The sequence below is a fragment of the Martinezella sp. CNPSo 3957 genome (genome assembly GCF_057784395.1).
In genome coordinates this window covers 548,834-575,114 of the sequence record NZ_JBXSOU010000003.1, presented here as the reverse complement: position 1 = coordinate 575,114, position 26,281 = coordinate 548,834, and the positions used below count along the sequence as shown (strand labels likewise).

The 26,281-nt window shown below is 60.7% G+C and carries 26 protein-coding genes; 10 read left to right on the top strand and 16 right to left on the bottom strand.

The features are described 5' to 3' along the window. The first annotated feature begins 13 nt into the window (after positions 1 to 13). Together AC13QE_RS11285 and AC13QE_RS11280 are read left to right on the top strand one after the other, a co-directional pair. Positions 14 to 1,792: an acyl-CoA dehydrogenase family protein gene (locus AC13QE_RS11285; RefSeq protein WP_488483702.1), complete on the top strand. Its 1,779-nt coding sequence runs from the start codon at positions 14 to 16 to the stop codon at positions 1,790 to 1,792. Positions 1,793 to 1,801: 9 nt separating this feature from the next. Continuing rightward, the gene (locus AC13QE_RS11280) at positions 1,802 to 2,554 is read left to right on the top strand and encodes a crotonase/enoyl-CoA hydratase family protein (protein WP_132715987.1); all 753 of its coding nucleotides are present in this window, start codon (positions 1,802 to 1,804) and stop codon (positions 2,552 to 2,554) included. Positions 2,555 to 2,558: 4 nt separating this feature from the next. On the opposite strand, the gene AC13QE_RS11275 is transcribed toward AC13QE_RS11280, so the two are convergent. Together AC13QE_RS11275 and AC13QE_RS11270 are read right to left on the bottom strand one after the other, a co-directional pair. Continuing rightward, positions 2,559 to 3,809 carry a class I SAM-dependent RNA methyltransferase gene (locus tag AC13QE_RS11275; RefSeq protein WP_488483701.1) on the bottom strand — a complete coding sequence of 417 codons (1,251 nt, stop codon included), beginning with the start codon at positions 3,807 to 3,809 and terminating at the stop codon, positions 2,559 to 2,561. Then, on the bottom strand, positions 3,806 to 4,546 hold the full coding sequence (locus AC13QE_RS11270) for a TlyA family RNA methyltransferase (protein WP_488483700.1): 741 nt from the start codon (positions 4,544 to 4,546) through the stop codon (positions 3,806 to 3,808). The genes AC13QE_RS11275 and AC13QE_RS11270 overlap by 4 nt, the downstream gene beginning before the upstream one ends. A 111-nt stretch (positions 4,547 to 4,657) precedes the next feature. Here AC13QE_RS11270 and AC13QE_RS11265 point away from each other — a divergent pair, with 111 nt between their 5' ends. Further along, positions 4,658 to 5,659: a DUF4424 domain-containing protein gene (locus tag AC13QE_RS11265; protein WP_488483699.1), complete on the top strand. Its 1,002-nt coding sequence runs from the start codon at positions 4,658 to 4,660 to the stop codon at positions 5,657 to 5,659. 317 nt (positions 5,660 to 5,976) lie between these two features. Further along, complete coding sequence (locus tag AC13QE_RS11260) at positions 5,977 to 7,923, top strand: methyl-accepting chemotaxis protein (protein ID WP_132715991.1); 1,947 nt, start codon at positions 5,977 to 5,979, stop codon at positions 7,921 to 7,923. Between the two features lie 200 nt (positions 7,924 to 8,123). On the opposite strand, the gene dxs is transcribed toward AC13QE_RS11260, so the two are convergent. From dxs to AC13QE_RS11240, 4 genes are all read right to left on the bottom strand, one after another. Then, positions 8,124 to 10,040, bottom strand: a complete 1,917-nt coding sequence (dxs, locus tag AC13QE_RS11255; protein WP_488483698.1) for a 1-deoxy-D-xylulose-5-phosphate synthase — start codon at positions 10,038 to 10,040, stop codon at positions 8,124 to 8,126. 125 nt (positions 10,041 to 10,165) lie between these two features. After that, a complete protein-coding gene (locus AC13QE_RS11250; protein ID WP_488483697.1) occupies positions 10,166 to 11,089 on the bottom strand; it encodes a pirin family protein in 924 nt (307 codons plus the stop codon). Positions 11,090 to 11,160: 71 nt separating this feature from the next. Next, positions 11,161 to 11,412 carry an exodeoxyribonuclease VII small subunit gene (locus AC13QE_RS11245; protein ID WP_095434136.1) on the bottom strand — a complete coding sequence of 84 codons (252 nt, stop codon included), beginning with the start codon at positions 11,410 to 11,412 and terminating at the stop codon, positions 11,161 to 11,163. Between the two features lie 2 nt (positions 11,413 to 11,414). Continuing rightward, a complete protein-coding gene (locus AC13QE_RS11240; protein ID WP_488483696.1) occupies positions 11,415 to 12,356 on the bottom strand; it encodes a histone deacetylase family protein in 942 nt (313 codons plus the stop codon). Positions 12,357 to 12,524: 168 nt separating this feature from the next. Between AC13QE_RS11240 and AC13QE_RS11235 the strand changes: the two genes are divergently transcribed. Further along, on the top strand, positions 12,525 to 12,926 hold the full coding sequence (locus AC13QE_RS11235; protein ID WP_112397994.1) for an acyl-CoA thioesterase: 402 nt from the start codon (positions 12,525 to 12,527) through the stop codon (positions 12,924 to 12,926). An 8-nt stretch (positions 12,927 to 12,934) separates the two neighbouring features. On the opposite strand, the gene AC13QE_RS11230 is transcribed toward AC13QE_RS11235, so the two are convergent. From AC13QE_RS11230 to AC13QE_RS11220, 3 genes are read right to left on the bottom strand one after another with little or no spacing between them, the layout of a single operon-like run. Further along, positions 12,935 to 13,492 carry a biotin transporter BioY gene (locus tag AC13QE_RS11230; RefSeq protein ID WP_488483695.1) on the bottom strand — a complete coding sequence of 186 codons (558 nt, stop codon included), beginning with the start codon at positions 13,490 to 13,492 and terminating at the stop codon, positions 12,935 to 12,937. Between the two features lie 28 nt (positions 13,493 to 13,520). Beyond that, positions 13,521 to 14,123: an energy-coupling factor transporter transmembrane component T family protein gene (locus AC13QE_RS11225; protein ID WP_488483694.1), complete on the bottom strand. Its 603-nt coding sequence runs from the start codon at positions 14,121 to 14,123 to the stop codon at positions 13,521 to 13,523. Further along, a complete protein-coding gene (locus AC13QE_RS11220; protein ID WP_488483693.1) occupies positions 14,123 to 14,800 on the bottom strand; it encodes an energy-coupling factor ABC transporter ATP-binding protein in 678 nt (225 codons plus the stop codon). Before AC13QE_RS11220 ends, AC13QE_RS11225 begins: the two co-directional genes overlap by 1 nt. 208 nt (positions 14,801 to 15,008) lie before the next feature. Between AC13QE_RS11220 and AC13QE_RS11215 the strand changes: the two genes are divergently transcribed. The 3 genes from AC13QE_RS11215 to AC13QE_RS11205 all read left to right on the top strand — a co-directional run bounded on the left by AC13QE_RS11215 (position 15,009) and on the right by AC13QE_RS11205 (position 17,954). Next, positions 15,009 to 16,199, top strand: a complete 1,191-nt coding sequence (locus AC13QE_RS11215) for a winged helix-turn-helix domain-containing protein (RefSeq protein ID WP_488483692.1) — start codon at positions 15,009 to 15,011, stop codon at positions 16,197 to 16,199. 73 nt (positions 16,200 to 16,272) lie between these two features. Next, positions 16,273 to 17,331: a dipeptidase gene (locus tag AC13QE_RS11210; RefSeq protein ID WP_488483691.1), complete on the top strand. Its 1,059-nt coding sequence runs from the start codon at positions 16,273 to 16,275 to the stop codon at positions 17,329 to 17,331. A 77-nt stretch (positions 17,332 to 17,408) separates the two neighbouring features. Continuing rightward, positions 17,409 to 17,954 carry a GNAT family N-acetyltransferase gene (locus tag AC13QE_RS11205; RefSeq protein WP_488483690.1) on the top strand — a complete coding sequence of 182 codons (546 nt, stop codon included), beginning with the start codon at positions 17,409 to 17,411 and terminating at the stop codon, positions 17,952 to 17,954. Positions 17,955 to 18,070: 116 nt separating this feature from the next. On the opposite strand, the gene ribB is transcribed toward AC13QE_RS11205, so the two are convergent. Continuing rightward, positions 18,071 to 19,174, bottom strand: a complete 1,104-nt coding sequence (gene ribB, locus AC13QE_RS11200) for a 3,4-dihydroxy-2-butanone-4-phosphate synthase (RefSeq protein ID WP_112605961.1) — start codon at positions 19,172 to 19,174, stop codon at positions 18,071 to 18,073. Between the two features lie 10 nt (positions 19,175 to 19,184). Then, positions 19,185 to 20,282 carry a chorismate synthase gene (gene aroC / locus AC13QE_RS11195; RefSeq protein WP_488483689.1) on the bottom strand — a complete coding sequence of 366 codons (1,098 nt, stop codon included), beginning with the start codon at positions 20,280 to 20,282 and terminating at the stop codon, positions 19,185 to 19,187. A 307-nt stretch (positions 20,283 to 20,589) separates the two neighbouring features. On the opposite strand from aroC, the gene AC13QE_RS11190 reads away from it, so the two are divergent. Continuing rightward, a complete protein-coding gene (locus AC13QE_RS11190) occupies positions 20,590 to 20,850 on the top strand; it encodes a DUF1344 domain-containing protein (RefSeq protein ID WP_015339036.1) in 261 nt (86 codons plus the stop codon). A gap of 110 nt (positions 20,851 to 20,960) precedes the next feature. Here the strand turns inward: AC13QE_RS11190 and AC13QE_RS11185 are convergent, their stop codons facing one another. The 4 genes from AC13QE_RS11185 to AC13QE_RS11170 form a co-directional block, all read right to left on the bottom strand. After that, positions 20,961 to 21,557: a histidine phosphatase family protein gene (locus AC13QE_RS11185; protein ID WP_488483688.1), complete on the bottom strand. Its 597-nt coding sequence runs from the start codon at positions 21,555 to 21,557 to the stop codon at positions 20,961 to 20,963. Positions 21,558 to 21,574: 17 nt separating this feature from the next. Further along, complete coding sequence (fabI, locus tag AC13QE_RS11180; RefSeq protein WP_015339039.1) at positions 21,575 to 22,393, bottom strand: enoyl-ACP reductase FabI; 819 nt, start codon at positions 22,391 to 22,393, stop codon at positions 21,575 to 21,577. Between the two features lie 121 nt (positions 22,394 to 22,514). Continuing rightward, entirely contained in the window at positions 22,515 to 23,678 is a 1,164-nt protein-coding gene (locus AC13QE_RS11175; protein ID WP_488483687.1) for a DnaJ domain-containing protein, read from the bottom strand. 314 nt (positions 23,679 to 23,992) lie between these two features. Continuing rightward, complete coding sequence (locus tag AC13QE_RS11170; RefSeq protein WP_015339041.1) at positions 23,993 to 24,451, bottom strand: RT0821/Lpp0805 family surface protein; 459 nt, start codon at positions 24,449 to 24,451, stop codon at positions 23,993 to 23,995. A gap of 64 nt (positions 24,452 to 24,515) precedes the next feature. Here AC13QE_RS11170 and pdxH point away from each other — a divergent pair, with 64 nt between their 5' ends. Then, positions 24,516 to 25,136, top strand: coding sequence for a pyridoxamine 5'-phosphate oxidase (gene pdxH, locus AC13QE_RS11165; RefSeq protein WP_015339042.1), 621 nt, complete (start codon positions 24,516 to 24,518; stop codon positions 25,134 to 25,136). 3 nt (positions 25,137 to 25,139) lie between these two features. Here the strand turns inward: pdxH and AC13QE_RS11160 are convergent, their stop codons facing one another. Next, positions 25,140 to 26,198 (bottom strand): polysaccharide deacetylase family protein, encoded by a 1,059-nt coding sequence (locus tag AC13QE_RS11160; RefSeq protein ID WP_488483686.1) that lies wholly within the window; start codon positions 26,196 to 26,198, stop codon positions 25,140 to 25,142. Positions 26,199 to 26,281: the final 83 nt, after the last annotated feature.

Genomic DNA, 26,281 nt, shown 5'->3' with positions numbered 1-26,281 from the left:
GGAGGAAATCACCATGTACAAGGCGCCTGTCGAAGAAATTGCGTTCACGCTGAAACATGTCGCCGGCATGGAACGTGCCATGGAAGAGGGCATTCTCGGCGATCTCGGCGCCGATGTTGTCGACGCTATCCTGTCGGAAGCCGGGCGTTTCGCCGGTGAGGCGGTGGAGCCGTTTGCCGAGAACGGTGACAAGCAAGGCGCAAGGCTGGTGGATGGCAAGGTGGTCCTTCCCGATGGCTGGGAGAAGCTCTATCGCGACTGGATCGCTGGCGGATGGAATGGCTTGACCGCGCCGGAGGAGTTCGGCGGGCAGGACTTGCCGCACATGCTGAATATCGCTGCGCTGGAAATGTGGAATTCCGCTTCGATGGCCTTCGGCCTGGCGCCGACGCTGACCATGGGGGCGGTCGAAGCGCTCCGGGCACACGGCAGCGAAGGCCTCAAGAAGACATATCTGGCAAAGCTCGTCTCCGGTGAGTGGACGGGAACCATGAACCTGACGGAGCCCCATGCCGGCTCCGATGTCGGCGCGCTGCGCTCCCGCGCCGAACGCCGCGATGACGGTACCTATCGCATCTTCGGCCAGAAGATTTTCATCACCTGGGGCGATCACGAGGCGACCGAGAACATCATCCATCTCGTTCTCGCCCGCCTTCCGGATGCGCCTGCCGGCACGCGCGGCATTTCGCTGTTTCTCGTGCCGAAATTCCTTGTGAATGAGGACGGCTCGCTCGGTGCCCGCAACGATCTTTTCGTGCATTCGCTGGAACATAAGCTCGGCATCCATGGTTCACCGACCTGCACGATGATCTATGGCGATGGCAAATATGGTGCGGAAAAGGGCGCCGTCGGCTGGCTGGTGGGCGAGGAAAACAAGGGCCTCGCCTGCATGTTCACGATGATGAACAATGCCAGATTGGCTGTCGGCATCCAAGGTGTCGCGATTGCTGAAGCCGCGACCCAGAAGGCCATCGCCTATGCCCAGGAGCGGACCCAGGGCCGCGCGCCGGGTACGACATCCTCGGGCATGAGCCCGATCATCGAGCATCCAGATGTCGTGCGTATGCTGCTGACGATGAAGGCTTTGACGCAGGGCTCGCGCGCGATCTGCTACGCCTGTGCGCAGGCGATCGACATGTCGCATCGCGATCCCGAGAGAGCAAAATATTGGCAGGAGCGCGCCGCATTGCTGACGCCGATTGCCAAGTCCTTCTCCACCGATGCTGGCGTCGATGTCGCTTCGCTTGGCATTCAGGTCCATGGCGGCATGGGCTTTATCGAGGAGACAGGCGCCGCGCGCCTGCTTCGGGATGCCCGCATCGCACCGATTTACGAGGGCACCAACGGCATCCAGGCCATCGATCTGGTGACGCGAAAGCTGACGATCGACGATGGCGACCACATGCGCGGCTTCATTGGTGAACTGCGGGAGATCGCCGATTCCGTCGCCAAGTCCAATCTGGATGGTTTCGGCGAAACGGCGTCGCGGTTGCAGGCGGCCATTGCCGATCTCGAAAAGACAAGCGAATGGCTCCTGTCGAAACAGGCAGAAGGTGCCGTTGCCGAAGCTCTGGCGGGCGCCACGCCTTACCAGCGGCTTTTCGGTCTCGTGCTAACAGGTTCCTATCTGGCCAAGGGCGGTCTTGCTGAAGCCGGCGACGGTGAGGGGTCCAAGCGCATCGCACTTTGCCGCTTCGTTGCCGAAAACCTCTTAGCCGAGACTGCCGCTCTCTCCGACCGGGTCATCGCCGGCGCATCCAGCCTCGAAGCCGCCCGCGCCGCATTAGCCTAAGGGAAAGCCATGACCGACCATATCCTTATCGAACGACCCGAGTCCGCGCCGCATATCCAGATCATCCGGTTCAACCGGCCGGAAAAGAAGAACGCCATCACCCGCGCCATGTATCAGACGATGACCGACGCGCTGAAGGCGGCGGAAGCTGCGCCGGATATCCGCGTCCATGCCTTCCTGGGCACGGAAGGCTGCTTCTCTGCCGGCAATGATCTCGCCGATTTCCTTGCCTTCGCCATGAGCGGCAATATGGGGCGCGAAGTGATTGATTTTCTCGTCGCGCTGGCGAGCACGAAGAAGCCGGTCGTCTCCGGCGTCGATGGCCTGGCGATCGGCATCGGCACGACGATCCATCTGCATTGCGATCTGACTGTTGCCTCAGACCGCAGCCTGTTCAAGACACCCTTCGTCGATCTTGCCCTCGTTCCCGAGGCTGCTTCAAGCCTGCTTGCCCCACGCGTAATGGGCCATCAGCGCGCCTTCGCCCTGCTTGCGCTCGGCGAAGGCCTTTCCGCTGCTGACGCCAAGGAAGCCGGCCTGATCTGGAAGGTGACGTCACCCGACGCGGTGGAGGCTGAAACGCTGTCTCTGGCCGCAAAACTCGCCGCCAAGCCGCCCGAGGCCCTTCGGATCGCACGTGATCTCATGCGGGGTCCTCCGGATGGCGTCCTCGACCGCATCCAGAAAGAGGCCGAGCATTTCGCCGCCCAACTGAAAAGCGCCGAAGCCCGCGCGGCTTTCGAAGCTTTCATGAAGCGGTGAAGGCTTACTTCTCCAGCGCCGCAACCACCTCGACATGCGAGGTCCATAGGAACTGGTCGATCGGCGTCACGCGTGTGATGCGGTAGCCGCCCTCGACGAGGATAGCGAGGTCACGGGCGAGGGTCAGCGGGTTGCAGGAGACGGCGACGATCTTCTTGACCTGCGATCGAGCCAGTTCCTTGCTCTGGAATTCCGCGCCGGCGCGCGGCGGGTCGAATACGACGGCGTCGTAGACCTTCAGTTCCTGCGTCATCAGCGGTCGGCGGAAGAGATCGCGGCGTTCGACGGAGACCGGCTTCAGCCCCTGTGTGATGCGTGCGGCCTGGTCGAGTGCCGCGAGCGGCTTTTCCTCGCTTTCCACCGCATGCACGCGCCCGATCCGCGCCAGGCGAAGCGAGAAGGTGCCGCTGCCAGCGAAGAGATCGGCAATGCGCTTGGCCTTGCCGACATGGGTTGCAACCAATTCGGCCATGGCGTCCTCGGCCTGCTTGGTCGCCTGCGTGAAGGCACCAGGCGGCGGTGCGACCTGGACGCCGCCGAAATCGATCATCGGCTTTACCGGTTCGACCAGGATCTCGCCGTTCAGCGAAACGCGGGCGATGCCGCGAAGCGACAGAACCGTTTCGATGGTGCTGCGGCGCTGCTTGTCCGAAAGCGACTTGATGCCGTCGACGGCAAGATCGAGGCCGGTCTGCGTTTCCAACACGGAGATGCGGAAGGCTTCGGCATTGACGGCCATTGCAGCGGCGATCGTCTTGATCGCCGGCAGGCGGGCCATGATGCCGGCCGAGGCGATGGGACATTCGTCGATGGCAACGATGTGATGGCTTTCGGCCTGATTGAAGCCGATCAGCATATCCTTTTCAGTCTTGCGCGCGGCGAAGACGACCCTGCGCCGCTCGCCCGGATGCGCAGCGACGATATCGTCCACTTCGGGCGTCAGGCCCTTCGAGCGCAGCGCATCGATGACGAGCTGGCGTTTGAAGGCACGGTAGGGCGCATCGGCATAATGCTGCAGGCTGCAACCGCCGCAGGTGCCGTTGACGCCATGCGGGCCGAAGTGCCGACAGTGTGGCTCCTGGCGATCCGGCGAAGCGGACGCGACCGACATCAGCGTGCCCTGGCTCTTCACCCGAGCGATGGCGACGCTTTCGCCCGGCAGCGTGAAGGGTACATAGATCGGGCCATCGGCGCCCTGCGCGATGCCGTCGCCCTGGGCGCCGAGCTTCTGGATGGTGACGGTTTCAGTGCTCATGGCTTGATCCCTGCGAGAAGAAATTCCTGGTTGCCGTCGCCGCCTGTAATCGGCGAGGCGATGAGGCCGAGGCTTTGCCAGCCCATGTCTTCGGTGAACCAGCGCTCGAGTTCGGCCGCCACCGCCGGAGCGGAGGAGGGGTCCTTCAAAAGCCCGGCCTTGCCGATCGCATCGCGGCCCGCCTCGAATTGCGGCTTTACGAGCAGTGCCGCCCGTGCGCCCGGTTCGGCAAGCGCAAGCGCCGGCGCGAGAGCCAGCTTGAGGGAAATGAACGAGACATCGGAAACGATGAAGGAGAAGGGCTCGCCTACGTCCTCGGCGGTCAGATTGCGCGCATTCAGCCCTTCGATGTTGGTCACGCGCGGATCGGCTTCTACGCGCGGATGCATCTGGTCGTGACCGACGTCGATCGCCGTGACATGTGCAGCACCTCGCTCAAGCAGCACCTCGGTGAAGCCGCCGGTCGATGCGCCGACATCGAGACAATGCTGTCCGCGCGGATCGAGGTCGAAATGATCAAGCGCCGCCACCAGCTTCAGCGCCGCGCGGGAAACATAATCCTGCGCCGGATCGTCGATGCGGATCTGTGCGTCTTCGGTGAAGAGTGCCCCGGGCTTCGTCACGATCTTGCCGTTCACGGTGACCGTGCCGCGCTGGATCGCATCGCGAGCGCGCGAGCGGCTGGCGAAGAGCGAAAGGGTGACGAGAAGCTGGTCGAGGCGTTGTGGTTCTGACATGGGCTGTCCATGCCGGGCAATCGGCTGTGTTGCAAGCCTTTTATGCTGATATCGGCGTTGACGCAGGATTGCGACAGGCGATAATCGCCGACATCAACGGTGAGGGGCACCATGCGAAAGATCTGTGGCTATGCAGCGCTGATGGCGACGATCGCCGTTCCGGCTATGGCAAATGATACGATGGCCGAGCTGAAGACGGGCGGTCTTGCCTATGTCCGCACCGGCGATATCAGCATGGATCAGGAAAAACTGTTCATCTCGCAGACCGAAGTGCGCGTCGATTACGTGTTCGAAAACACCTCCGACAGGGACGTCGAAAGCGTCGTCGCCTTCCCGATGCCCGATATCAAGGGTGACATAGACAGCATGGTCGATACGGGAAATGTTGATTCCGACAATTTCCTCGGCTTCACTGTGACCCAGGATGGTAAGGCCATTACGCCGACCCTGCAGCAGCGCGTATCGGTGGCCGGCGTCGACATGACGGATGAATTGAAGGCTCATGGCGTGCCGCTGCTGCCGCTCAGCAAGGCGGCCATGGATGCCGTCGCCAAGCTGCCCGTCGATCTACTCGAGGACTGGACTGCCCGCGGTTTGATCGCCGACGACGAATACGACAATGACGGCCAGGGCATGAAGCATCATCCGACGCCGATGTGGACGCTGCATACCACCTATTGGTGGCGTACGAAATTTCCGGCCAAGGCGAAGATTGCGGTCGAACATCGCTACAAGCCAAGTGTCGGCGGCACCGTGGCCATCACCTTCGCCGGCGACGAGGATTACCAGAAACAGCAGCTGCAGGCCTATCGCGCCAAATACTGCCTGGATGAATCTTTCCTGAAGACAGCGACCAAGCTTGCCGCCGCCGTGGACAAGGGTGGGCGCGGCTATACCGAAAGCTGGATTTCTTACGTGCTGACGACAGGCGCCAACTGGTCCGGTCCGATCAAGCATTTCGAGTTGACGGTCGATAAGGGCAGCCCTGACAACTACATCAGTTTCTGCGGCAAGGACGTGAAAAAGACCAGTTCGACCACCTTCCAGGTAACGGCGCGGGATTTCTATCCCGAACACGATCTGGATATTCTCATTCTCGCTGCCGTGCGGTGAATTAGACCAATTCCATCAGAAGCGCGAAGCGGTTTTGCCTGAAAGCAAAGGAGTGGAGCGTTTCCGTGACTCCGTTCAAGATGAACACCGGGTGGCCCAAAAGCCATCGGCACAAATTAAATAAATTTAAAGCCGAAGCCTCTATTGATGCCCGTGATTGCGGCGATCCGTTTCAAGATCGCCGCCTGCCATGAAGGCTTCGCGCGTCAGCGTCCCAATCATGCCCCCTCCCTGAATTCTTCGAGCATAGCCGCGTCTCTTCCTCGCGCGGTCCTTAAACATGCTCGCCAGGACCTGCGCTCCGGAGGCGCCCGCTTATGTCCGCGAAAAAGCTCTCTTTGAATGGCAAGCTTGCCATCACATTTACGGCCCTGATTGCCATTTTCGCCTGCGTTTCCGCATTCGTCTATTCCAAGCAAGAGGTTTCCGCCGGTGCTGCCGTCGAGCAGGAAAGGTCGCAGCAGCTCGTCAGCCTGATCGATGATTCGCTGCAGGCCATGCTGGAACAGGCCGTCAATCTGCGGGGCTTTCTGCTTCTGCGCAGCAACAGCACCTATGACGATATCTTCAACAATCGCGAGCGGATGCTGAAGAGCATCGCTGCTGCCAAGCAGGCGGCTGCCGATTCGCCGGATCTGCTGCAGGCGATCGACAACATGCAGAAGGCGGCCGATCTCTATTTCCACCAGCTCGCGGAGCCGCAGGCCAAGGCGCGCAAGGAAACCGAGATGCCGCTCGACCAGATCGTCAAGATCGGTCAGAACGAAACCAAGGGCCAGCTTGACGGCTTTCGCGATGCCGCCGCCAAGATCAAGCAGGCTGCCCGCGCCAAGGCAAGCAGTCTCGCAGCCATGCAGGACGATGCCAACGGCGATCTGCGCTTGACCCTCATCATCGGCGGCGTCTTCGCCTCGCTCGCCGCCGCTGTACTTGCCTGGCTGCTTTCGCGCATCATTGTCCGTCCTATCGTCGGCATGACGGCGGCCATGGGCCGTCTGGCAAACGGCGAGCATGACGTCGAAGTCCCGGCTGTTGGCCGCGGCGATGAAATCGGCCGCATGGCGGATGCCGTCCTCGTCTTCAAGCAGGCTGGCATCGAGAAGCTGCGTCTTGCCGGCGAGACCGAGCGTATGCGTGGCGACGCCGAACGTCAGCGCCTGATGAATGACGAGCAGAAGGCACGTGAAGAGGGCGAAATCCGTTTCGCCATGGAAGCGCTCGCCGGCGGCCTCTCGGCCCTATCGGCGGGCAATGTCGCAACCCGTCTCAATGACGGCTTCGCGCCGCAGTTCGACAGCGTCCGCGCCGATTTCAACAATGCGGTCGAAAAGCTCGAAGCGGCCTTGCGGTCCGTGGGCCAAAATGCCTCCGCCATCAATGCCGGTGCTGACGAAATCCGTTCGGCCGCCGACGATCTGGCGCACCGTACCGAACAGCAGGCCGCCGCCGTCGAAGAGACGGCCGCAGCACTGGAAGAGGTCACGATCACGGTTCGCGACTCGGCCAAGCGCGCCGAGGATGTCGGCCATCTCGTCGAGCGCGCCCGCCTCGGAGCGGAACGTTCGGGCGAAGTGGTTCGCAAAGCCGTTTCGGCCATGCAGCAGATCGAAAAATCCTCGGGCGAGATCAGCAACATCATCAGCGTCATCGACGACATCGCGTTCCAGACCAATCTTCTGGCGCTGAATGCCGGCGTCGAGGCAGCGCGTGCCGGGGATGCCGGCAAGGGCTTTGCGGTCGTTGCCCAGGAAGTGCGCGAGCTTGCGCAGCGCTCGGCCAATGCCGCCAAGGAAATCAAGTCGCTGATCACGACGTCGAGCGATCAGGTCAATACCGGTGTGTCGCTGGTCGGCGAGACCGGCAAGGCGCTGGAGCTAATCGTATCCGAGGTGCAGGAGATCAACCGCCATGTCGGGGCAATCGTGACGGCGACCCGCGAACAGTCGACTGGCTTGCAGGAGATCAACACGGCCGTCAACAACATGGATCAAGGCACGCAGAAGAATGCCGCCATGGTTGAGGAGCAGACGGCGGCCAGCCATGCGCTCGCCCGCGAAGCTGCAGCACTCAACGAGCTGCTCCAGCAGTTCCGTCTCGGCAATACCGGCAAGGCTGCACCCGCGCGTCCGGCCGTGGCGACAGCACGTTCGAGGCCGGCCGCCTCTCCGGCCCGTGCTCTTGGGCGCACCGTCGCCAAGGCTTTCGGCGGCAAGGCAACGGCGACGACCGCTGTCGCTGCCCGCGACGATTGGGAGGAGTTCTGATTGCCGATCACCTTCTCTCCGGCGGAGAGAAGGTGGGCACGAACGATTGAGTGAAACGAAATCGCGAGGGACCGGATGAGGGGGCCTCGGAGCACCGGCCGCGAGTGCCTTGAGCGGTAAGCGAAAGGCGACTTAGAGTATGCCGGAACGCCCCCCATCCGCCCTTCGGGCACCTTCTCCCCTCGGGGAGAAGGAAAAACCTAGCCGGCGGCTCCAACGATGCGGCCGCGGCCGAGCGCACGGAATACCGTTTGCACGATGCCGGCACGGTCAAGGCCAGCCATGGCGTTCATGGCCTCAGGCTTGGCCTGTTCCATCCAGATATCGGGCATGACCAGCGAGCGGATTTTCAGGCCGCTGTCGAGCAGGCCTTCATTGGCAAGGAACTGCATGACCTGACTGCCGAAACCGCCGACCGAGCCTTCCTCGATGGTGATCAGGATCTCGTGATGGGCGGCAAGCTGGCGGATGAGATCGTGGTCGAGCGGCTTGGCGAAGCGTGCGTCCGCAACTGTCGTCGAAAGCCCGGCAGCGTCCAGATCTTCGGCGGCGGCAAGGCTATCGGCAAGGCGCGTACCGAAGGAGAGCAGGGCGACCTTCGTGCCCTGCTTGATGACGCGACCCTTACCGATTTCGAGGATCTGGCCGCGCTCTGGCAGATCGACGCCGACGCCTTCACCGCGCGGATAGCGGAAGGAAATGGGGCCAAGATCATAGGCGGCGGCTGTGCGCACCATATGCTTGAGTTCCGCCTCGTCGGCGGCGGCCATGACGACGAAACCAGGCAGGGTGGCCAGGAAGGCTGCATCGAAGGAGCCGGCATGGGTCGGCCCATCTGCGCCGACGAAGCCGGCGCGGTCGATCGGGAAGCGCACCGGCAGGCCCTGGATCGCCACATCATGCACCACTTGGTCATAGGCGCGTTGCAGGAAGGTCGAGTAAAGGGCGGCAAAGGGCTTGTAGCCTTCGGCAGCAAGGCCGGCGGCGAAGGTCACCGCATGCTGCTCGGCAATGCCAACATCGAAACAGCGCTTGGGAAAGAGTTCCTGCAGCTTGTCGAGGCCGGTGCCGTTCGGCATGGCAGCGGTGATGCCGACAATCTTGTCATCGAGGGTCGCCTCCTGCACCAAAGCGTCCGCAAAGACGCTTGTGTAGCTTGGCGCATTCGGCTTCACTTTCGTCTGTGCGCCGGTAATGACGTCGAACTTGTTGACGCCATGATATTTGTCCACAGCCGCCTCGGCGGGCGCATAGCCCTTGCCCTTCTGCGTCACGACATGGATCAGCACAGGGCCTTGTGCATTGTCGCGCACATTGCGCAGCACCGGAAGTAGATGTTCGAAGGAATGGCCGTCGATCGGGCCGATATGGTAGAAGCCCATTTCCTCGAACATGGTGCCGCCGGTCACATAGCCCCGTGCGTGCTCGACCGCCCGGGTGATGGCGCGGTCGACCTTCTTGCCGAGATAGGCGGTCAGTTTCTTTCCAAAGTCCCGGAAGCCCATATAGGTGCGGCCGGAGGCGAGGCGCGCGAGATAGGCGCTCATCGCTCCCGTCGGCGGGGCGATCGACATATCGTTGTCGTTGAGGATGACGATCAGCCGCGCATCGAGCGCGCCGGCATTGTTCAGGGCCTCGTAGGCCATGCCGGCGGACATTGCGCCGTCGCCGATGACGGCGATCACGCGGCGGTCGGTATTATCGAGCTCGGCGGCAACCGCCATGCCCAGACCGGCCGAAATGGATGTCGAGGAATGCGCGGCGCCGAAGGGATCATATTCGCTCTCGGCCCGGCGCGTGAAACCGGAGAGACCGCCTTCCTGCCGCAGCGTGCGAATGCGGTCGCGGCGCCCGGTCAGGATCTTGTGCGGATAACATTGGTGCCCGACATCGAAGATGAGGCGGTCGTTCGGCGTATTGAAGACGCTGTGGATTGCAATGGTCAGCTCGACCACGCCGAGGCCGGCGCCAAGATGTCCGCCGGTGCGCGATACCGCATCGATCATCTCATCGCGGACTTCGCGGGCGAGCTGCGGCAATTCCCGGTCCTCCAGCTTTCGCAGGTCGGAAGGATATTGAACCCGGTCCAGCAGGGGCGTCTGTGGCATTTGTGTCAAGGCTGAAGCCTCTTTCTTGCTATTCTTGGGCGGTTGTCCGCCTTTACGTCAAAACAGATTGCGACAAAAGACGCCGAATTCAAGGTGTTCCCGAACAAGAAACATGTGGGAATGTTATGAACCCGTTAGCTCTCCGGCAGGGGAATGAACTCTTCCTCGTCACCCGGCACGATATCGAAGCGGCCCGTGCGCCATTCTTCCTTGGCCTTTTCGATACGCTCCTTTGATGACGAGACGAAATTCCACCAGATATAGCGCTTCGAATTGAGCGCTGCACCGCCAAAAAGCATGAGATGACAGCCTTTTTCAGCGGCCTCCAGTGTAATCGCATCACCCGGCCGGAAGACGAGGAGCTGATCCTGTTCGAAACGGTCACCGGCGACGACGAGCGAACCGGAGAGAATATAGACCGCGCGCTCCTCATGCGCTGCCCCAAAAGGAAACGTCGTGCTCGGCTGTAGCTGCAGATCGACATAAAGCGTGTCGGTGAAGGACTTCACCGGTGATTTCAGGCCTTCAAAATCGCCGATCACCACGCGCCCGGTCACGCCGCCATCGGCGATGACAGGCAGCTCGTCCTTCTCGGTGTGGGCGAATGACGGATCGATCTCTTCCTTGTCGTCGGGCAGCGCCAGCCACGTCTGCAAGCCGGACATGGAAAACGGATGGTCGCGCAGGTTCTCCGGCGTGCGCTCGGAATGCACGATGCCGCGCCCGGCCGTCATCAGGTTGATGTCGCCGGGGCGGATCACCTTGGCGGTGCCGAGGCTATCCATATGGCGGATTTCGCCGTCGAACAGATAGGTGACGGTGGAAAGGCCGATATGCGGATGCGGCCGCACGTCGAGCGCCTGACCCGGCCGTAAAATGGCAGGCCCCATGCGATCGAAGAAGATGAACGGCCCCACCAGCCGGCGCCGGCTGCTCGGAAGCGCACGCCGCACGGAGAAGCCGCCGAGGTCGCTGGTGCGCGGTATAATCAGATTTTCGATCGCGTCGCAGGCGAAGGCATCACCGGCCTGCGGATCGTTGCCTGGGAAGAAGGACATAACGGCTCTCCTTTCGGTCGGAACGCAACCTACCGGCAATGTCACCCAAACTCAAATTTTCCTATCGGGTCTCAGGCGCCATCCAGCGCTTCTGTACCTTGAGGCTTGCCGGCACGGTCGAGCCGGATCTTCTCGATGCGGTTCTCGGCAGCCGACAGTAGCGCCTCGCAATGCTTCTTCAGTGCTTCGCCGCGCTCATAGATCGAAATGGATTCATCGAGCGCCACGTCGCCGCGCTCAAGCCGTGCAACGATGCTTTCAAGCTCCGCCACGGCCTTCTCGAAGGAATAGCCCGAAACATCTGCCTTGGCGCTCTCGCTCATCGTCAACCTCTCATCATGCGTAGAATATGCATCCCCGCCGACTCGGCGAGACCTTCCAGATCATAGCCGCCTTCGAGCAGGCTGACGACCCGGTTCTTCGCGCTGCGGTCCGCAACCTCAAGCAGCCGCCCCGTCGCCCAGTCGAAATCCTCGCCGGTCAGGTTCAGTTGCGCCAGAGGATCGCGGTGATGGGCGTCGAAGCCGGCCGAGATGATGATGAGATCGGGGCTGAAGTCGGCGAGCGCCGGCAGGATGCGCGACTTGAAGGCCTCGCGGAAATGATCGCCGCCGGTATTCGGCGAAAGCGGTGCATTGACGATGGTATTGTGCGTGCCGCTTTCATCCTTTTTGCCCGTGCCGGGATAGAGCGGCATCTGGTGAGTGGAACAGAAGAGCACGGAGGGATCGTCCCAGAAGATGTCCTGCGTGCCGTTGCCGTGATGCACGTCCCAATCGACGATGGCGACACGCTCTGCACCATGTGCCTTTTGTGCATGGCGCGCGGCGATCGCGGCATTGTTGAAGAAGCAGAAGCCCATGGCCTTGGTCTTCTCGGCATGGTGCCCCGGTGGACGGGCCGCGACGAAGACATTGTCGGCCGCACCGGAGAAGACGTCATCGACCGCTGCCATGGCGCCACCGACACCATGCATGATCGCCTGCAACGTCTTCGGACTGGCATAGGTATCGGCTTCCAGCTGGTTGATCTCGCCGTCGTCGCCCCTGTCCGGCATCGAGCGCAGCACGAACTCCAGATGCTCCTCGGGGTGGGCAAGCAGGACTGCATCCTCATGCGCGGCAGGTGCTTTTCGCCGATCCAGCCGCTCGAAATTCGGATGCTCCAGCGCGATGTTCAGCGATCGCAGCCGATCCGGCCGTTCGGGGTGACCTGCCGGAACGATGTGTTCAAGGAAGATCGGATGTTCGTAAAGACGTGTGCTCATGGGGCCAATCTATAAATGAGGTGTGACGCCTATTACAGGACATGGACCATGTCACTACAATGTCAACAATCCATCTTAACCACTTTGGAATGGCGCCCGTTTACTTATCGAAGCGTGGTGTTAAGCTTTCATTAAGGTCAGTATGGCGTCGGCCAGGGTTATTGCGTCATGGCAAGAGTAGAACGATCCGATGTCATCGAGGTAAGGGTGCCGCCGCGCGATGTCGACAGGCACGGCCAGATGTTTATCGCATCCTATATCTCACAGGCAGAGACCGCACTCTCGAACTTCTGGCGCACGCGGCCACTTGTCGACGATGAGCCCGTCTACATCGCCAAGAAGGTATCCTGTTCACTCCACCGCGCCTTGCACTATGATGAACTCGCCCGCTACTCGATCAGCGTCAACAAGATCGGCGGCAAGTCGGTTGGTTTCGTAGTGGCGGTCGAAACCGGCAACGAACTGGCGGCGGAGGTGGAAATCCTCTGGCTTGCGGTGCGCGGCGACGAGCATGATCCCGTGCCGCTGCCGGAAGACACGCGCGACTGGCTCTATAAATATCTGGCCTGAGCCGAGCCCTAGCTCCGCTGCGGCAGAAGCGGGTAGCCGACCATGACGGCGCGGCCGACAAGAGCTGCAACCACAGCCTTGATGATATCGCCCGGCACGAAGCCCAGAGATCCGATAAATGCCTTGCTGAAGCCGATATTGATCGCCAGCCAGGCAATGCCGAACGCATAGAGCACCACCACGCCGCCGATAACAGCAGCGATGAAGAAGCCGATACCCTGGGACAGGCTGCTCTGCTCCGGCTTCACCAGTCGTTCAGAGAGATAGCCGGTGACGAAGGCTGCGAAGATCCAGCCGACGAAGAAGCCGGCCGTCGGGCCGGCAAAGACCGCAAGGCCGCCGCGTCCGCCCGACAGCACCGGTAGGCCGATGCTGACAAGAACGACCACGAGCAGCACCGCGATGGTCCCGCGCTTGGCGCCTAACACGACGCCGGCAAGCATAACGCCGAGCGATTGAGCGGTGATCGGAACCGGAATGATGCCGATCGGGATCGGCGGCAAGAGGCCCAGAGCCACGATAATGGCGGCAAACAGCGCCGAAAGCACGAGATCGCGGGTGTTCATGGTGGCTCCTTCCGAAAGAGATTTACGTTCATTGACGCCGAATGCCGCGCGCGTCAATCGCCGCCGCGATGTTGTCCGCATCGCGCAGCGTCAGGATGATCAGCGGCGCGAGCGTGGTTGCGAGGCGAACCTTGATCCCGCGGGCCTGATGCGCTTCGCGGATTGAGCGGTAGCGATCGAGAATTTCAGGCACGAAACGGATGACGAGGCCGATCGCAAGGCCGATATCGGCGGCTTTCAGCAGGCCGAGCTTTTCGAGCGGCATGGCAAGCGCGGTGATTTCATCGATGAAGTCGGCCATCGATGTCGTTGCCGTCACTGTGGCGGCGAACAGCGCCAGCGCCGTCAGACGAAGGGCGGTAACGATCGCTGCGTGCAGCGGACCGACGAGGGCAGCGAATATCGCGAGCACGGCAATCGAGACGAGGATAGGTCGCAGCCGCTTGAGCGCCTCTGCAACTGGAAGGCCGCTGCGAAGATAAAGGGCGGCACCGACAAGGTTTGCGCAGGCGAGCAGCACGATGGACTGCGTTAGAAACAGCAATACGCCGAATGCGGCAAGCGCAAGCAGCTTCACGCGCGGCGAGAGCCGATGCACCCATGTATCCGCATCCACATGCAGTGTGTGCATCAGCCGGCCATCTCCTTGTAGCGGGCGATGGCCTCCATTGCGGGCGCATCCGCAACAAGCCGGCCCTGATCAAACAGTAGCACGCGGTCGAAATCCTCAAGCAGCGGCACGTCGTGGCTGATGACGATGACATTTTCTGGAAGCGTTGCCATGGTCCTCTGCACGAGTGCCCGATTCTTCAGATCGAGCTGGTTTGTTGGTTCGTCCAGGATGAGGATATCCGGGCCGGTGACCAGTACCGAGCAGAGTGCTGCCATCTGCAACTCACCACCGGAAAGCTCGTGTGCCCGCCGCGCGCCGAGATGGCTAACGCCAAAACGGTCAAGAATGCCCTCGACCGCGGTTTCGATCTGCGCCTTGTCATATCCGCGCGCCTTGAGCCCAAAGGCGATGTCGTCGCGCACGATGGGCAGGATGATCTGGTTCTGCGGCGACTGAAAGATATAGCCGACCTTGCCGAGCACTTTGGCGGCGTCGCCGACCGTGTCGAGCCCATCGACCACGACGCGCCCGGTTGTCGGCTTGACGAGTCCATTAATCAACCGCGCGAAGGTCGTCTTGCCCGAACCGTTGAGACCGACGACGCCAATACGACGCTCTTGAAGCGTCAGGCTCAGCGGAAACAGCGCTGTACGCTTGCCGTAATCGACGCCGGCATTTTCGAAGCGGATGTCCAAGCGGCTTCCTTGTTCGGTAAGCTGGAGCGGCTCAGCGTTTCACGGAACCTCAGAGCCGCTACAGCCTTTTATTGTCTCGCAATCCCGGACGGAAAACCGCTACGCACTTTTCCTGGAATTGCTCTATCGCGGAGCTATAGCGTATCGCGCCTATTTATCAAATCAGGGCCTCTTTGAAAGCATGGGAATTTATGCCTATGATCCGCGGATGACGAATCTGCTCTCGAATCGTGACGCTCGCCGCGTGTTCCTTGCCAAGCAGGGGCTTGCCAATCCGCCGAACCGCGCCTTGACTAAGGCGGGGCTGTTGCAGCTCATCCATGACATCGGCTTCGTGCAGGTCGATAGCATAGGCACCGTCGAGCGTGCCCATCACCAGATCCTGTTTTCGCGCAACCAGACCTATCGGCGCGAGCACCTGACGGAACTTCTGGAAAAGGACGGCGCGCTCTTCGAGAACTGGACGCACGACGCCTCCATCCTGCCGAGCGCATTCTTCGTCTACTGGAAGCACCGTTTTCGCCGCGAGGAAGTGGCGATCATCGAACGCTGGCGAAAATGGCGCGGCGAGGGGTTCGAGGCGGCTTTCGAGGAAACCTACGAGCGCGTGCTGAAGAACGGCGCGATCACCGCCCGCGAGGTCAAGGCGGAGGATCATGTCTCAGGCGGCTGGTGGAACTGGCATCCCAACAAGACAGCGCTCGAATATTTCTGGCGCACCGGCAAGTTCGCGATCGCCGGCCGCACCAATTTCCAGAAGGTCTATGACCTCGTCGAACGTGTGCTGCCGGCCCATTTCCATGAGCCGGAAGTGGAGCATGACGAATTTGTCGACTGGGCCTGCCGCAGCGCGCTGCAGCGTCTCGGCTTTGCGACCTCAGGCGAAATCGCAGCCTTCTGGGATCTGATGACGCCGCAGGAGGCCAAAAGCTGGGTCGAAACGCATCGCGACGAACTGACCGAAGTGCTGATCGAGCCTGCCGGCGGCGGCAAGCCTCGACCTTCGCTTGCTTTCCTCGACTTTCATGACACGCTCGATAATCACCCCGAAGCGCCGGCGCGTATCCGTGTGCTTAGCCCCTTCGATCCCACGCTGCGCGATCGCAACCGCACCGAACGCCTGTTCGGTTTCTTCTACCGCATCGAGATCTTCGTGCCCGAACCGAAACGCGAATATGGCTATTACGTTTTTCCGCTCCTCGAAGGAGACCGTCTGATCGGACGGATCGATATGAAGGCTGATCGCAAGGCGGGAACGCTTGACGTCAAGCGCCTTTGGCTCGAACCGGGCGTCAAGGCATCGGCCGGCCGGCTGGAGAAGCTGGAAGCGGAGCTGGAGCGTATCGCCCGTTTCACCGGCGTCGAGAAGGTCGTGTTTCTCGAAGGCTGGCGGGGATGATCCTTGCTTTTCGAGAGATCAGTGATGAGCGGCATCCGGGGAACGGCCGCTGATTTTTGGGGACAGCGATCGCATGGATAATGTTCGGATCTTCGACGGGCACAATGATGCGGTCCAGTTCATGCTGGGTTATAGATCCGACGGCCGTGATTTTCTGGCTCGGTCCGAGACAGGGCATCTCGATCTTCCGCGGGCGCTCGAGGGAGGCTTGGCCGGCGGATTGTTTGCTATGTTTGCCTCGCCGGAGCACGAACCGGTGGATGATCTGACGATCACCCATGATGGCTACGAAGTTCGCTATGCCGACGCGGTGCATCCGGACCATGCCCGCTGGCAAATCGACGGGCAGCTCTCGGCCATAAGGAAGGTGATCGGGCGCTCGGGCGATAAAATACGCCTTGCAACGAGCGTCGGCGAGATCGAGACGGCACGATATGACGGCGCCTTTGCCATCGTGCTCCATATGGAGGGCGCCGACGCCATCGGCCCCGATCTCGGCTATCTGGATAGCCTGCACAATGCCGGCCTTCGATCCCTGGGCATCGTCTGGAGTCGCCCGAATATCTTTGGTTACGGCGTTCCGTTTGCCTATCCGAGATCGCCCGACACGGGACCCGGGCTCACGGATTTGGGAAAGAATCTGGTCAGAAGATGCAATGAATTAGGGATCATGATCGATGTTTCCCATCTGAACGAGCGCGGATTTTGGGACGTGGCCGCATTGAGTACCGCTCCGCTCGTCGCCACCCACGCCTGCGCCCATACTATATGTCCATCGACGCGAAATCTCACCGATCGGCAATTGGACGCCATCCGCGATACAGGTGGCGTCATCGGGTTGAATCTTGCCGTCAACGATATCCGCGCGGATGCCAATCTTGACGAGGACACGCCGCTCGACGCCGTCATTCGTCAGATCGATTACCTCATCGCTCGCGTTGGGCCCGAGGGGGTCGCTCTGGGATCGGATTTCGATGGTGCCGTAATGCCTCGCGAGATCGGGGACGCAAGCGGCTTGCCGCGCCTCCTCGACGCCATGCGCGAAAGTGGTTTCGACGAGCTGACCTTGCGAAAATTCGCGTATGACAATTGGCTTCGCGTGTTCAGCCTCACATGGCCGGATCGATCATGAACTTTGTCACCTCCTCCTTGAGAGGACATAGCTAACTAAGTCCAATAGGCAGAAGAGCACCCGAGGAGGAGAGTTCGTTGTCGTCGCTGATTCTAAAAGGCCACAATGTCAGACTTCGCCCGCCATGTGCTGAGGACGCCGATGAGCGCCTCCTCTTGGGCACCAATGCCGAGATCGCGGAGATGTATGGCGTCAACAAAGAGGACATCAAGCCCATCACTCGGGAGACTGCGATCAGATGGGTTCAGGGTATTGCCGATCACCCTCACGCATGGGTCATCGAGATCAAGGGCGCCTTTGCCGGCGTGATCAGATTGGACAACGTCAATCTTCAGGACAAGCGCGCGACGATGGCGATCGGGATTTATGATCCGGCGTTGCTTGGCAAAGGCTTTGGCACGGAAGCGATCATGCTTTTACTGCGTCATGCCTTCAATGATATGGGGCTGCACCGCATTGGAATACGCGTGCTCGCCTACAACAAGCGCGCCATCCGCGCCTATGAGAAATGCGGCTTCGTTGTCGAGGGAAGGGAGCGGGAGACGGCCTATGTCAACGGCAGCTGGCACGATGACATCATGATGGGGCTGCTCGATCGCGAGTTTTCGGCACCTTCCCCGTGAAGGGAGGTGCCGCAAAGCGGCGGGTGGGATGACAATTGTTTGGCTACAGACATCGACGCGATCACCCCACCCCGGAGCGCTGCTCCGACCCTCCCCATCAAGGGGAGGGTGAAAGATCAGCAGATTTCCGTCTTGGCGATCTTGATCCCGAAACCTTCCAGGCCGACATAGTGCCGCTCGCGGCTGGTGAGCAGCTTGATCGAGCTGACGCCGAGATCCTTCAGGATCTGCGCACCGAGGCCGATTTCCAGCCACTCGCTATCCCGCGTCTGCGCTTCGGCATGCGCCTCGCGGCCCGCTTGGCGCGATTTGCGGCCGTTATCGAAATGGCCGACGCCGACAGAGCCCTCACGCAGATAGACGATGATGCCGCGGCCCTCTTCGGCGATCTTTTTCATGTAGAAATCGACCGGGCTGTTCTTGCCGAAAATATCCTCGGCAACGTTCTCCGGATGCAGGCGGACCGGAATGTCGATACCGTCGCGGATGTCGCCGAAGACGACGGCAAGGTGCTGCATTGGATCCCAGGGCAGCGAATAGGTATGAGCGCGCGCCTTTCCGAATGGCGTTTCGACATCAAAGCTGGCGCCGAGTTCGATCAGCGTTTCCTTGCGCTGGCGATAGGCGATGAGATCGGCGACCGAAACAAGCTTCAGCCCGTGCTGCTCGGCGAAGCTCACCACCTGCTGACCGCGCGTGACCGTGCCATCGTCATTGACGAGTTCGCAGATGACGCCGATCGGCGGCAGGCCGGCAAGCTTGCAGAGATCGACCGCAGCTTCCGTATGGCCCGAACGCATCAGCACGCCGCCTTCGCGGGCAACGAGCGGGAAAATATGGCCGGGGCGGACGAAATCTGTGGGACCGACATTCGGGTTGGCGAGGTTGCGCACTGTTAGCGTGCGGTCGTCGGCGGAAATACCGGTCGTGGTCCCATGCTTGAAATCGACGGAAACGGTGAAGGCGGTCGTATGTGCTGAGTCGTTTTCTGCGACCATGGCATTGAGGTTGAGCCGCTTGGCTTCTTCGCGCGGCATCGGCGTGCAGACGATACCGGAGGTATGGCGAACGATGAAAGCCATCTTATCGGGCGTGCAGTGAACGGCGGCGACGATCAGGTCGCCTTCGTTTTCGCGGTCGTTATCGTCCATGACGACGACGATCTCGCCGGCTTCAAAAGCCCGGATGGCATCGACAACGCGCTTCTGGTCATACGGCATCTCGAAATTCCTATCTCTGCTGGCCCGTCTGGCCGCGATCTCTCAGATAATGGTCGGCAACCGCGCAGGCAACCATGGCTTCGCCGATCGGCACCGCACGAATGCCGACGCATGGATCGTGGCGGCCCTTGGTGCGGACATCGACATTGTTGCCATCGGCATCGATCGATTGGCGTTCCGTCAGGATCGACGAAGTCGGCTTGATGGCAAACCGCGCGACGATGGGCTCGCCAGTGGAAATGCCCCCCAGGATGCCGCCGGCATGATTGGACAGGAAAATGCGCTTGCCGTCATTGCCCATGCGCATAGCATCGGCATTTTCCTCACCTGTGAGTTCGGCGGAGGCGAAGCCTTCGCCGATTTCGACGCCCTTGACGGCGTTGATCGACATCAGCAGCGAGGCGATATCCTGATCGAGCTTGCCGTAGATCGGAGCGCCAAGCCCAGCCGGCACGCCTTCAGCCACGACTTCGACAACTGCGCCGATCGAGGAGCCCGCCTTGCGGATGCCGTCGAGATACTCTTCCCACACAGGCACGATGTCCGGATCAGGCGCAAAGAAAGGATTTTGGTCGACCTGAGCCCAGTCCCAATTGGCACGGTTGATCTTATGCTTGCCGATCTGCACCAGCGCGCCGCGGATAGTCACGCCGGGCACGACGAGGCGGGCGATGCCGCCGGCGGCAACACGCGCTGCGGTCTCGCGCGCCGAGGAGCGCCCGCCGCCGCGATAGTCGCGAATGCCGTATTTGACGTCATAGGTATAGTCGGCATGGCCGGGACGATAGCGTCGGGCGATTTCGCCATAATCCTTCGAGCGCTGATCGGTATTCTCGATCAGCATCGAGATCGGCGTTCCGGTCGAGATCATCGTCTCGCCGTCCTCATCGAGCATGACGCCCGACAGAACCTTCACGAGATCGTCCTCGCGCCGCTGCGTGACGAAGCGCGATTGCCCCGGCTTGCGCTTGTCGAGCCAGGTCTGAATGTCCTGCAGTTTGAAACGGAGGCCCGGAGGGCAGCCATCGACGACGCAGCCGAGCGCCGGGCCGTGGCTTTCGCCCCAGGTGGTGACGCGGAAGAGGTGACCGAATGTATTATGCGACATGTAAAACGACCGGATTAGCGCAGCCTGACGGCAGGCCGCGTCTTGTCACTTGCAATTGCGGCCCACTCATAGGCCAAAATGCCGACAAGACAAAATCTTTCTTTCAGTTGCCTCGGAAACGGCGCCCGGCCATTTTCTTCCTCAAGCATCGGCATGGTAAACAAAGATTAATCCGAATTGTGGATTGTGACGATGCATTCACCAATTGGGCGGGCGAAGACATTATTGGGGGCAACTTCCGCCATATTCGACGTGTTTTCTAGGCCTCATAAGAAATCATAATCAATTTACCTGAAGGGTGACGACGATGCGCTTCTTTGTAGCGACGCTTTTGGCCACGGCAAGCCTGCTTGCTCCTGTCGCTGGTTTTGCTGAGAGCGCGGATGTCGAGGCCGTCATCAAGAAGGTCGATGCGAAGAACTTCAACATCACGCTCGATGACGGCAAGAGCTATCAGGTGCCGGAGGATTTCGATTTCAGCGGCCTGCAAGCCGGTGTGAAGGTCGTGGTCTTCTATACGGAAGTCGACGGCAAGCGCGTCGTCAATGATCTTGATATCGTCCAATAAATCCCAGCTTCGCCAGGCACTCACCCGGCGCGGGTGAAATCCAGAGCTTTCGATTGATCGATTTTAAGCGTTCTCCGAAATAACGGTCCCCGGCCTAATCCCAAACCGCGTTACATCCAGCCGATAATCTTCATTTCCGGATCGACTTTCAGGATCTGGTCCTGATGGATGGGGATTTCCGCCGCCTCTTCCTTTTCGACATCCCCGATCAGGCGAAACAGCGTGCGTATGACGCCGCCATGCGTAACGCAGACCGTCGGCCGGTCGATGGACGTCAGCCAGGAGCCAACGCGCCAGGAGAGGATTTCGTAGCTTTCGGCATCATCGCCGGGCGGGATGAAATCCCATTTATTGGCCTTGCGCTCGGCAAGACGGTCAGGCTCGGTCGCCTTTAATTCCTTGAGAGTAAAGCCTTCCCAGGCCCCGAAGGACACCTCGACCAATCGGTCGTCGGTGCTGTAATCCTTGGGCGGCAGCCCCATGGCCTGCCGGACGATTTCCATGGTTTCGCGAGTACGCCGCAACGGGCTTGCGACGAAATCGAAGGGGATGTTTTCGAAGGCAAGGATTTCCGCAAGATCGATGCCGTTCTGCCGCGCCTGTTCGCGGCCGATGGCATTCAGATCGATATCCTTCTGCCCTTGCAGCCGGCGCTCGGCATTCCAGTCGGTCTGACCGTGGCGTATCACATAGAGGATGGGCGACACGGTCAGATTCCTGTTGGTCAGTCCTTCGCGACGGAAATGTCGGGCGCGTCCACGGCCTTCATGCCGACCGTGTGATAGCCGGAATCGACGTGGTGGATTTCGCCGGTCACGGCCGTCGACAGATCCGACAGCAGATAGAGGGCGGAATTGCCGACTTCGTCGATCGTGACAGTCCGCTTCAGCGGCGCGTTGTACTCGTTCCACTTCAGGATGTAGCGGAAGTCGCCGATGCCGGACGCTGCGAGCGTCTTGATCGGGCCTGCCGAGATCGCGTTGACGCGGATGCCGCGGCTGCCGAGATCGACTGCGAGGTAGCGCACGCTTGCTTCGAGAGCGGCCTTGGCGACGCCCATGACGTTGTAATGCGGCATGACCTTCTCCGCACCGTAATAGGTGAGGGTGATCATGGAGCCGCCGTCATTCATGATTCGCTCGGCGCGCTGTGCAACCGCGGTGAAGGAATAGACGGAGATGTCCATCGTCTTCGTGAAGTTGTCACGGCTGGTATCGAGATAACGGCCGGTCAGCTCGTCCTTGTCGGAAAACGCAATGGCGTGCACGACGAAATCGATCTTGCCCCATTTCGCCTCAAGCGTGTCCATGACGGCATCGATCGTTGCCGGCTCGGTCACGTCGCAATGGCCGGCCATGAAGGCGCCGAGTTCCTGAGCGAGCGGCTCGACGCGCTTCTTCAGGGCATCGCCCTGCCACGTCAATGCGATTTCGGCTCCGGCATCCGAGCAGGCCTTGGCAATACCCCACGCTATCGAACGGTTGTTTGCTACGCCGAGGATGACGCCGCGTTTGCCTGCCATGAGGCCAGTGGCTTGAGCCATATTATGCTCCCTTGAACTTTAGATGAACCTGCCTATGGCATAGGCCGACCCCCGGTTCAAGCATCGTAAAGATCATCAACTGTTAGGGATCGTAACAAAGGGTGCTGTTGTCACCAAAATTTCACAGGAAAAGCCCTTCGCGCATACTACGCATGAGATCCGTGACCTTGTCGTCGGGTTTTTCCCAGAGCATCAACCGCAATTCGACAATGAGATCGCCTTTTGCGCCATTGCCGTCGGGCAATCCTTCACCGGAAACGCGAATGGTCTGATCCGAACCGGACCATGCCGGCACCGTGATCCGGACCGGCCCGTTCAATCCCTCGACGGTTGTCTCGCAGCCAAGGACCGCATTTTCGATGCTGACAGGCAATATGGTGCGCACATCGCTGCCTTCGAGCGTGAAGCGCCCGTCGGTCGACAGATGCACAGTGACGGCGACATCGCCGCGCAGCATGCCCTGCAGTTTCAGCCCCTGACCCTTGAGGTGCAGCACCTGACCGTTGGAGATATCCGTCGTTGCCTGAAAGCGCGCCTCGCGGCCATCGGGCAGCGGCACGGTGATCCAACGGCTCTTCAGCATGTCGTCGATCGTCACCGTCGCTTCGGCAGCGACCTCCGGGGTTTTTTCCGGTGGCTTTTCGGGCACAGTGCCGCCCGTGATGCGCCGCACCAGAGAGCCGAGAATGCCGAAGGCCGAGCGCGAGCCGGCCGACGCGGAGACCGTTGCGAACTGTTCTTCTTCCATCTGCAGCTCTTCCGCTGCTGCGGTATTGGCCTGTTCCCGCGGCTTTTCCGCCTGCTGTGCGCCGACATCAGCCGTGGCTTGTGCCTGCTGCGCCTGGCCGGTCTTCACTCCGAAAATACGCTCGACCATATCTTCCGGCGATTCGGCGGCATTACTATGTTGGCCGGATGCCGCCGAGGCTGCTGCCTTGCGGGCATTGGCCCGGGCGAGCTCTTCCATGATCTTGTCGGCATTGGCACGCGCGGCCTTGGCTCGTTCGGCGGCTTCCCGTGCCGCCTGCCGCTGCTGTATGATCGTCTGTTCCTGGCTCTGGGCCTTCGCCTCGGCCATACGCGCGATCTGATCGTAGCGGCTGCGCTTCTGGGGATCCTTCAACGTCTCGTAAGCACGGCCGATTTCGGCAAATCGCTCCGACGCCGTCGGATCGCCAGGATTGTGATCGGGATGAGCAGTCTTTGCCAGGCTGCGCCAGGCGGATTTGATTTCGTCCGCCCCCGCATCCTTCCTAACGCCCAGCACCTTATACGGATCCCGCATCTTTCCCGCCATCATTCGTGGGTGTGCCCAGCCCCATCGCAGCACCCCAAGCAAAGAACCAATTGATAGCGCTTCGCCGTCCTGCCTCCTGTCATGGGAGGCAAGGGTGATGCGCCGATGAGCCGATCCTGCGGGAAGAGTTGCTAATCAGGCGTTACGGCGGAGAGGGGCAGCAGATCCCCATTTCGGGGCATGGTTAGCCAATCGCTAACAAGCGGTGCCAAAAATCGCAGTCGGACGGAGAGCGCGGATGTCAACATCACGCGTACGGAACCAAAAATGTTTTGGAGGCGATGGAAGCAGGAGAAAGGCGATCAGCCTGCCTGCTGGAAGCTCAGCAACTGCCATTCGCCGAGGCCGACAAGGCAAGTCCTGCCAGAGAAGTTGGCAACGCCCTGATAGGAGTGCCGGCTCGTGCGGAATTGGCGGCAGACCACGCCGGATGCATTGCTTTCGACAATCGTGTCGATGACGCCGGCGCTGCCGGTCGAGGTGTTTGCCCAGGGTATGGGCTGTCCGTTGAGCTTATTGAGATCCGCCGAGGTGACGGCATTGCGCACTGTGGTCTCGTCGGAGATGCTGTCCGCTGTCACCGGTGCCGTCGGCACGGTGCCCGTCGATACGCTGCGATCCACTTTGGCCGAGCTCAGGTAGTCCATGCCGCCGCCGACGCAGCCGCCAAGGGTGAAAAGGGAGATGAGGGCGACAGCCATCGTCACGCCTTTTGCAAGCTTGCGCTTTGTATGAACGATCGACTTTGCTATGACTTCCACCCGAACTTCTTGGCCAGCCAGAGGGGCCGGCGGTTATTAGGAATTGCGGAGCTTTTGAATTAATATGTCGGAAAACGAGTTAACAAGCGGTGACTTCACCGAGCAGAATGAACCTTTCAGTCTCTTTGCGTCCTGGCTGCGTGAGGCGGAGACCACCGAACCGAACGATCCGAATGCGGTAGCGCTGGCAACGGTGGATAAGGATGGTTTGCCAAATGTCCGCATGGTTCTTCTGAAAGGTTTCGATAGCGACGGATTCGTATTCTATACAAATTTCGAGAGCCAGAAAGGCCAAGAAATTCTTTCCCAGAAGAAAGCCGCCATGTGCTTCCACTGGAAGTCGCTGCGTCGCCAGGTGCGTTTGCGTGGCCTGGTTGAAGTGGTAAGCGATAAGGAAGCCGACGAATACTATAAGACAAGGCCTCGCGGCAGCCGCATCGGGGCATGGGCCTCAAAGCAGTCGCGACCGCTGGAAGGCCGCTTCGCGCTGGAAAAGGCCGTTGCCGAATATACCGCCCGTTACGCGATCGGCGATATTCCGCGCCCGCCTTACTGGTCCGGATTCCGCATCCGGCCGCTGTCGATCGAATTTTGGCACGACCGCCAGTTCCGCCTGCATGATCGTATCGAATTTCGTCGCGATATGCCTGAAGGCGCTTGGCAAAAGGTGCGGATGTATCCGTAAACCTTATGCAGGCTCCCGGCGCCCCATCAGCCGCATGGGGATGCCGGATGCAAGCGCCGACGCATAGCGAGGCTTCTGATAATGGCCGTTCAGCGATAGCCGCGGCAGCAGCAGCGGTGCATTGCCGTTTGTCGTTGTGATCGTGCCGGGGCGCGTGGTGACGCCGACGGAAAAGCCGAGCTCTGCCGCAAGCCGGCCCTCGCGCGGCGAGGCGGCTTCGTTCGTGCCATAGGGGTAGGCGATTGTGGTGGGCCGCTTTCCGGTGATGTCGGCGACATAATCGGCCGAAAGTGCTATTTCCGCGGCCGCCTCCGCCTCGGGGAGCCTTGCCAACGCCCGATGGCTCACCGTATGAGCGCCGAGCGAGGCAAGGGGATGGCGTGCGAGCTGCCGCAATTCGTTACGATCCATGATCGATGCGCGGACGATGTCGAGTGGTTCCAGGCCATGACGCCGGGCAAGCTCATCGATCCGGCCGACGGCTTCGCTTTCTTCGTCGCTGTGGACGAAAGCGGCGAAGCGGGCGAATGCGGCATGCTTCTGGCTGTCTTTGCCGAGCGGCAGAAACTCGTCTCCTGATCCGAAATCGAATGTCACCCGATCCAGCCGGCCAAGCAGCTCAGCCAGCGTCTCCCACCATATGCTATGGGTCCGTTCAGAAAGCCCCTGCGCGACGAAGACGGTGAAGGGCACATTGTGGCGCGCAAAGATCGGCAGGGCATAATCGAGATTGTCCCGGTTGCCGTCGTCGAGGGTGAGGGCGACGAAGGGCTGTCTGCCAGAAGCCTCTTTTGCCCGTGACGTAAGAGCGTCGAGTGCGATGAACTCGTAACCGTCCTGTTTCAGCCGGACGATCGCCTGTTCGAGAAAGTCGGGCGAGACCTCCAGATGCGCATTGGGCGCAAAACGGCGGGGGAGGGCAGGGCGGACGTGATGAAGGGTGAATATCGTGCCGAGGCCGGCAACGTCGCGCATCAGCCCCGCGCCCTTCAAGATTGCGGCAGCTTCCAGTCCGCTTGAGATCATCGTGCGCTTGAGGCGGACCTTGATGCCCTGTTCCATGCGGCTCGACCCGGTTGACCAATGTCAACGCTGTAGCGCATCCCCGTTAAACCTTACTGAATCTTTGTCATAATTTCCAATGC

Bases quoted from the DNA above. Each gene is read 5' to 3' on its own strand.
- AC13QE_RS11285 (WP_488483702.1), top strand. From the start codon at position 14: ATGTACAAGGCGCCTGTCGAAGAAATTGCGTTCACGCTGAAACATGTC.
- AC13QE_RS11280 (WP_132715987.1), top strand. From the start codon at position 1,802: ATGACCGACCATATCCTTATCGAACGACCCGAGTCCGCGCCGCATATC.
- AC13QE_RS11275 (WP_488483701.1), bottom strand. From the start codon at position 3,809: ATGAGCACTGAAACCGTCACCATCCAGAAGCTCGGCGCCCAGGGCGAC.
- AC13QE_RS11270 (WP_488483700.1), bottom strand. From the start codon at position 4,546: ATGTCAGAACCACAACGCCTCGACCAGCTTCTCGTCACCCTTTCGCTC.
- AC13QE_RS11265 (WP_488483699.1), top strand. From the start codon at position 4,658: ATGCGAAAGATCTGTGGCTATGCAGCGCTGATGGCGACGATCGCCGTT.
- AC13QE_RS11260 (WP_132715991.1), top strand. From the start codon at position 5,977: ATGTCCGCGAAAAAGCTCTCTTTGAATGGCAAGCTTGCCATCACATTT.
- AC13QE_RS11250 (WP_488483697.1), bottom strand. From the start codon at position 11,089: ATGTCCTTCTTCCCAGGCAACGATCCGCAGGCCGGTGATGCCTTCGCC.
- AC13QE_RS11245 (WP_095434136.1), bottom strand. From the start codon at position 11,412: ATGAGCGAGAGCGCCAAGGCAGATGTTTCGGGCTATTCCTTCGAGAAG.
- AC13QE_RS11240 (WP_488483696.1), bottom strand. From the start codon at position 12,356: ATGAGCACACGTCTTTACGAACATCCGATCTTCCTTGAACACATCGTT.
- AC13QE_RS11235 (WP_112397994.1), top strand. From the start codon at position 12,525: ATGGCAAGAGTAGAACGATCCGATGTCATCGAGGTAAGGGTGCCGCCG.
- AC13QE_RS11230 (WP_488483695.1), bottom strand. From the start codon at position 13,492: ATGAACACCCGCGATCTCGTGCTTTCGGCGCTGTTTGCCGCCATTATC.
- AC13QE_RS11225 (WP_488483694.1), bottom strand. From the start codon at position 14,123: ATGCACACACTGCATGTGGATGCGGATACATGGGTGCATCGGCTCTCG.
- AC13QE_RS11215 (WP_488483692.1), top strand. From the start codon at position 15,009: ATGACGAATCTGCTCTCGAATCGTGACGCTCGCCGCGTGTTCCTTGCC.
- AC13QE_RS11210 (WP_488483691.1), top strand. From the start codon at position 16,273: ATGGATAATGTTCGGATCTTCGACGGGCACAATGATGCGGTCCAGTTC.
- ribB (WP_112605961.1), bottom strand. From the start codon at position 19,174: ATGCCGTATGACCAGAAGCGCGTTGTCGATGCCATCCGGGCTTTTGAA.
- aroC (WP_488483689.1), bottom strand. From the start codon at position 20,282: ATGTCGCATAATACATTCGGTCACCTCTTCCGCGTCACCACCTGGGGC.
- AC13QE_RS11190 (WP_015339036.1), top strand. From the start codon at position 20,590: ATGCGCTTCTTTGTAGCGACGCTTTTGGCCACGGCAAGCCTGCTTGCT.
- fabI (WP_015339039.1), bottom strand. From the start codon at position 22,393: ATGGCTCAAGCCACTGGCCTCATGGCAGGCAAACGCGGCGTCATCCTC.
- AC13QE_RS11175 (WP_488483687.1), bottom strand. From the start codon at position 23,678: ATGCGGGATCCGTATAAGGTGCTGGGCGTTAGGAAGGATGCGGGGGCG.
- pdxH (WP_015339042.1), top strand. From the start codon at position 24,516: ATGTCGGAAAACGAGTTAACAAGCGGTGACTTCACCGAGCAGAATGAA.
- AC13QE_RS11160 (WP_488483686.1), bottom strand. From the start codon at position 26,198: ATGGAACAGGGCATCAAGGTCCGCCTCAAGCGCACGATGATCTCAAGC.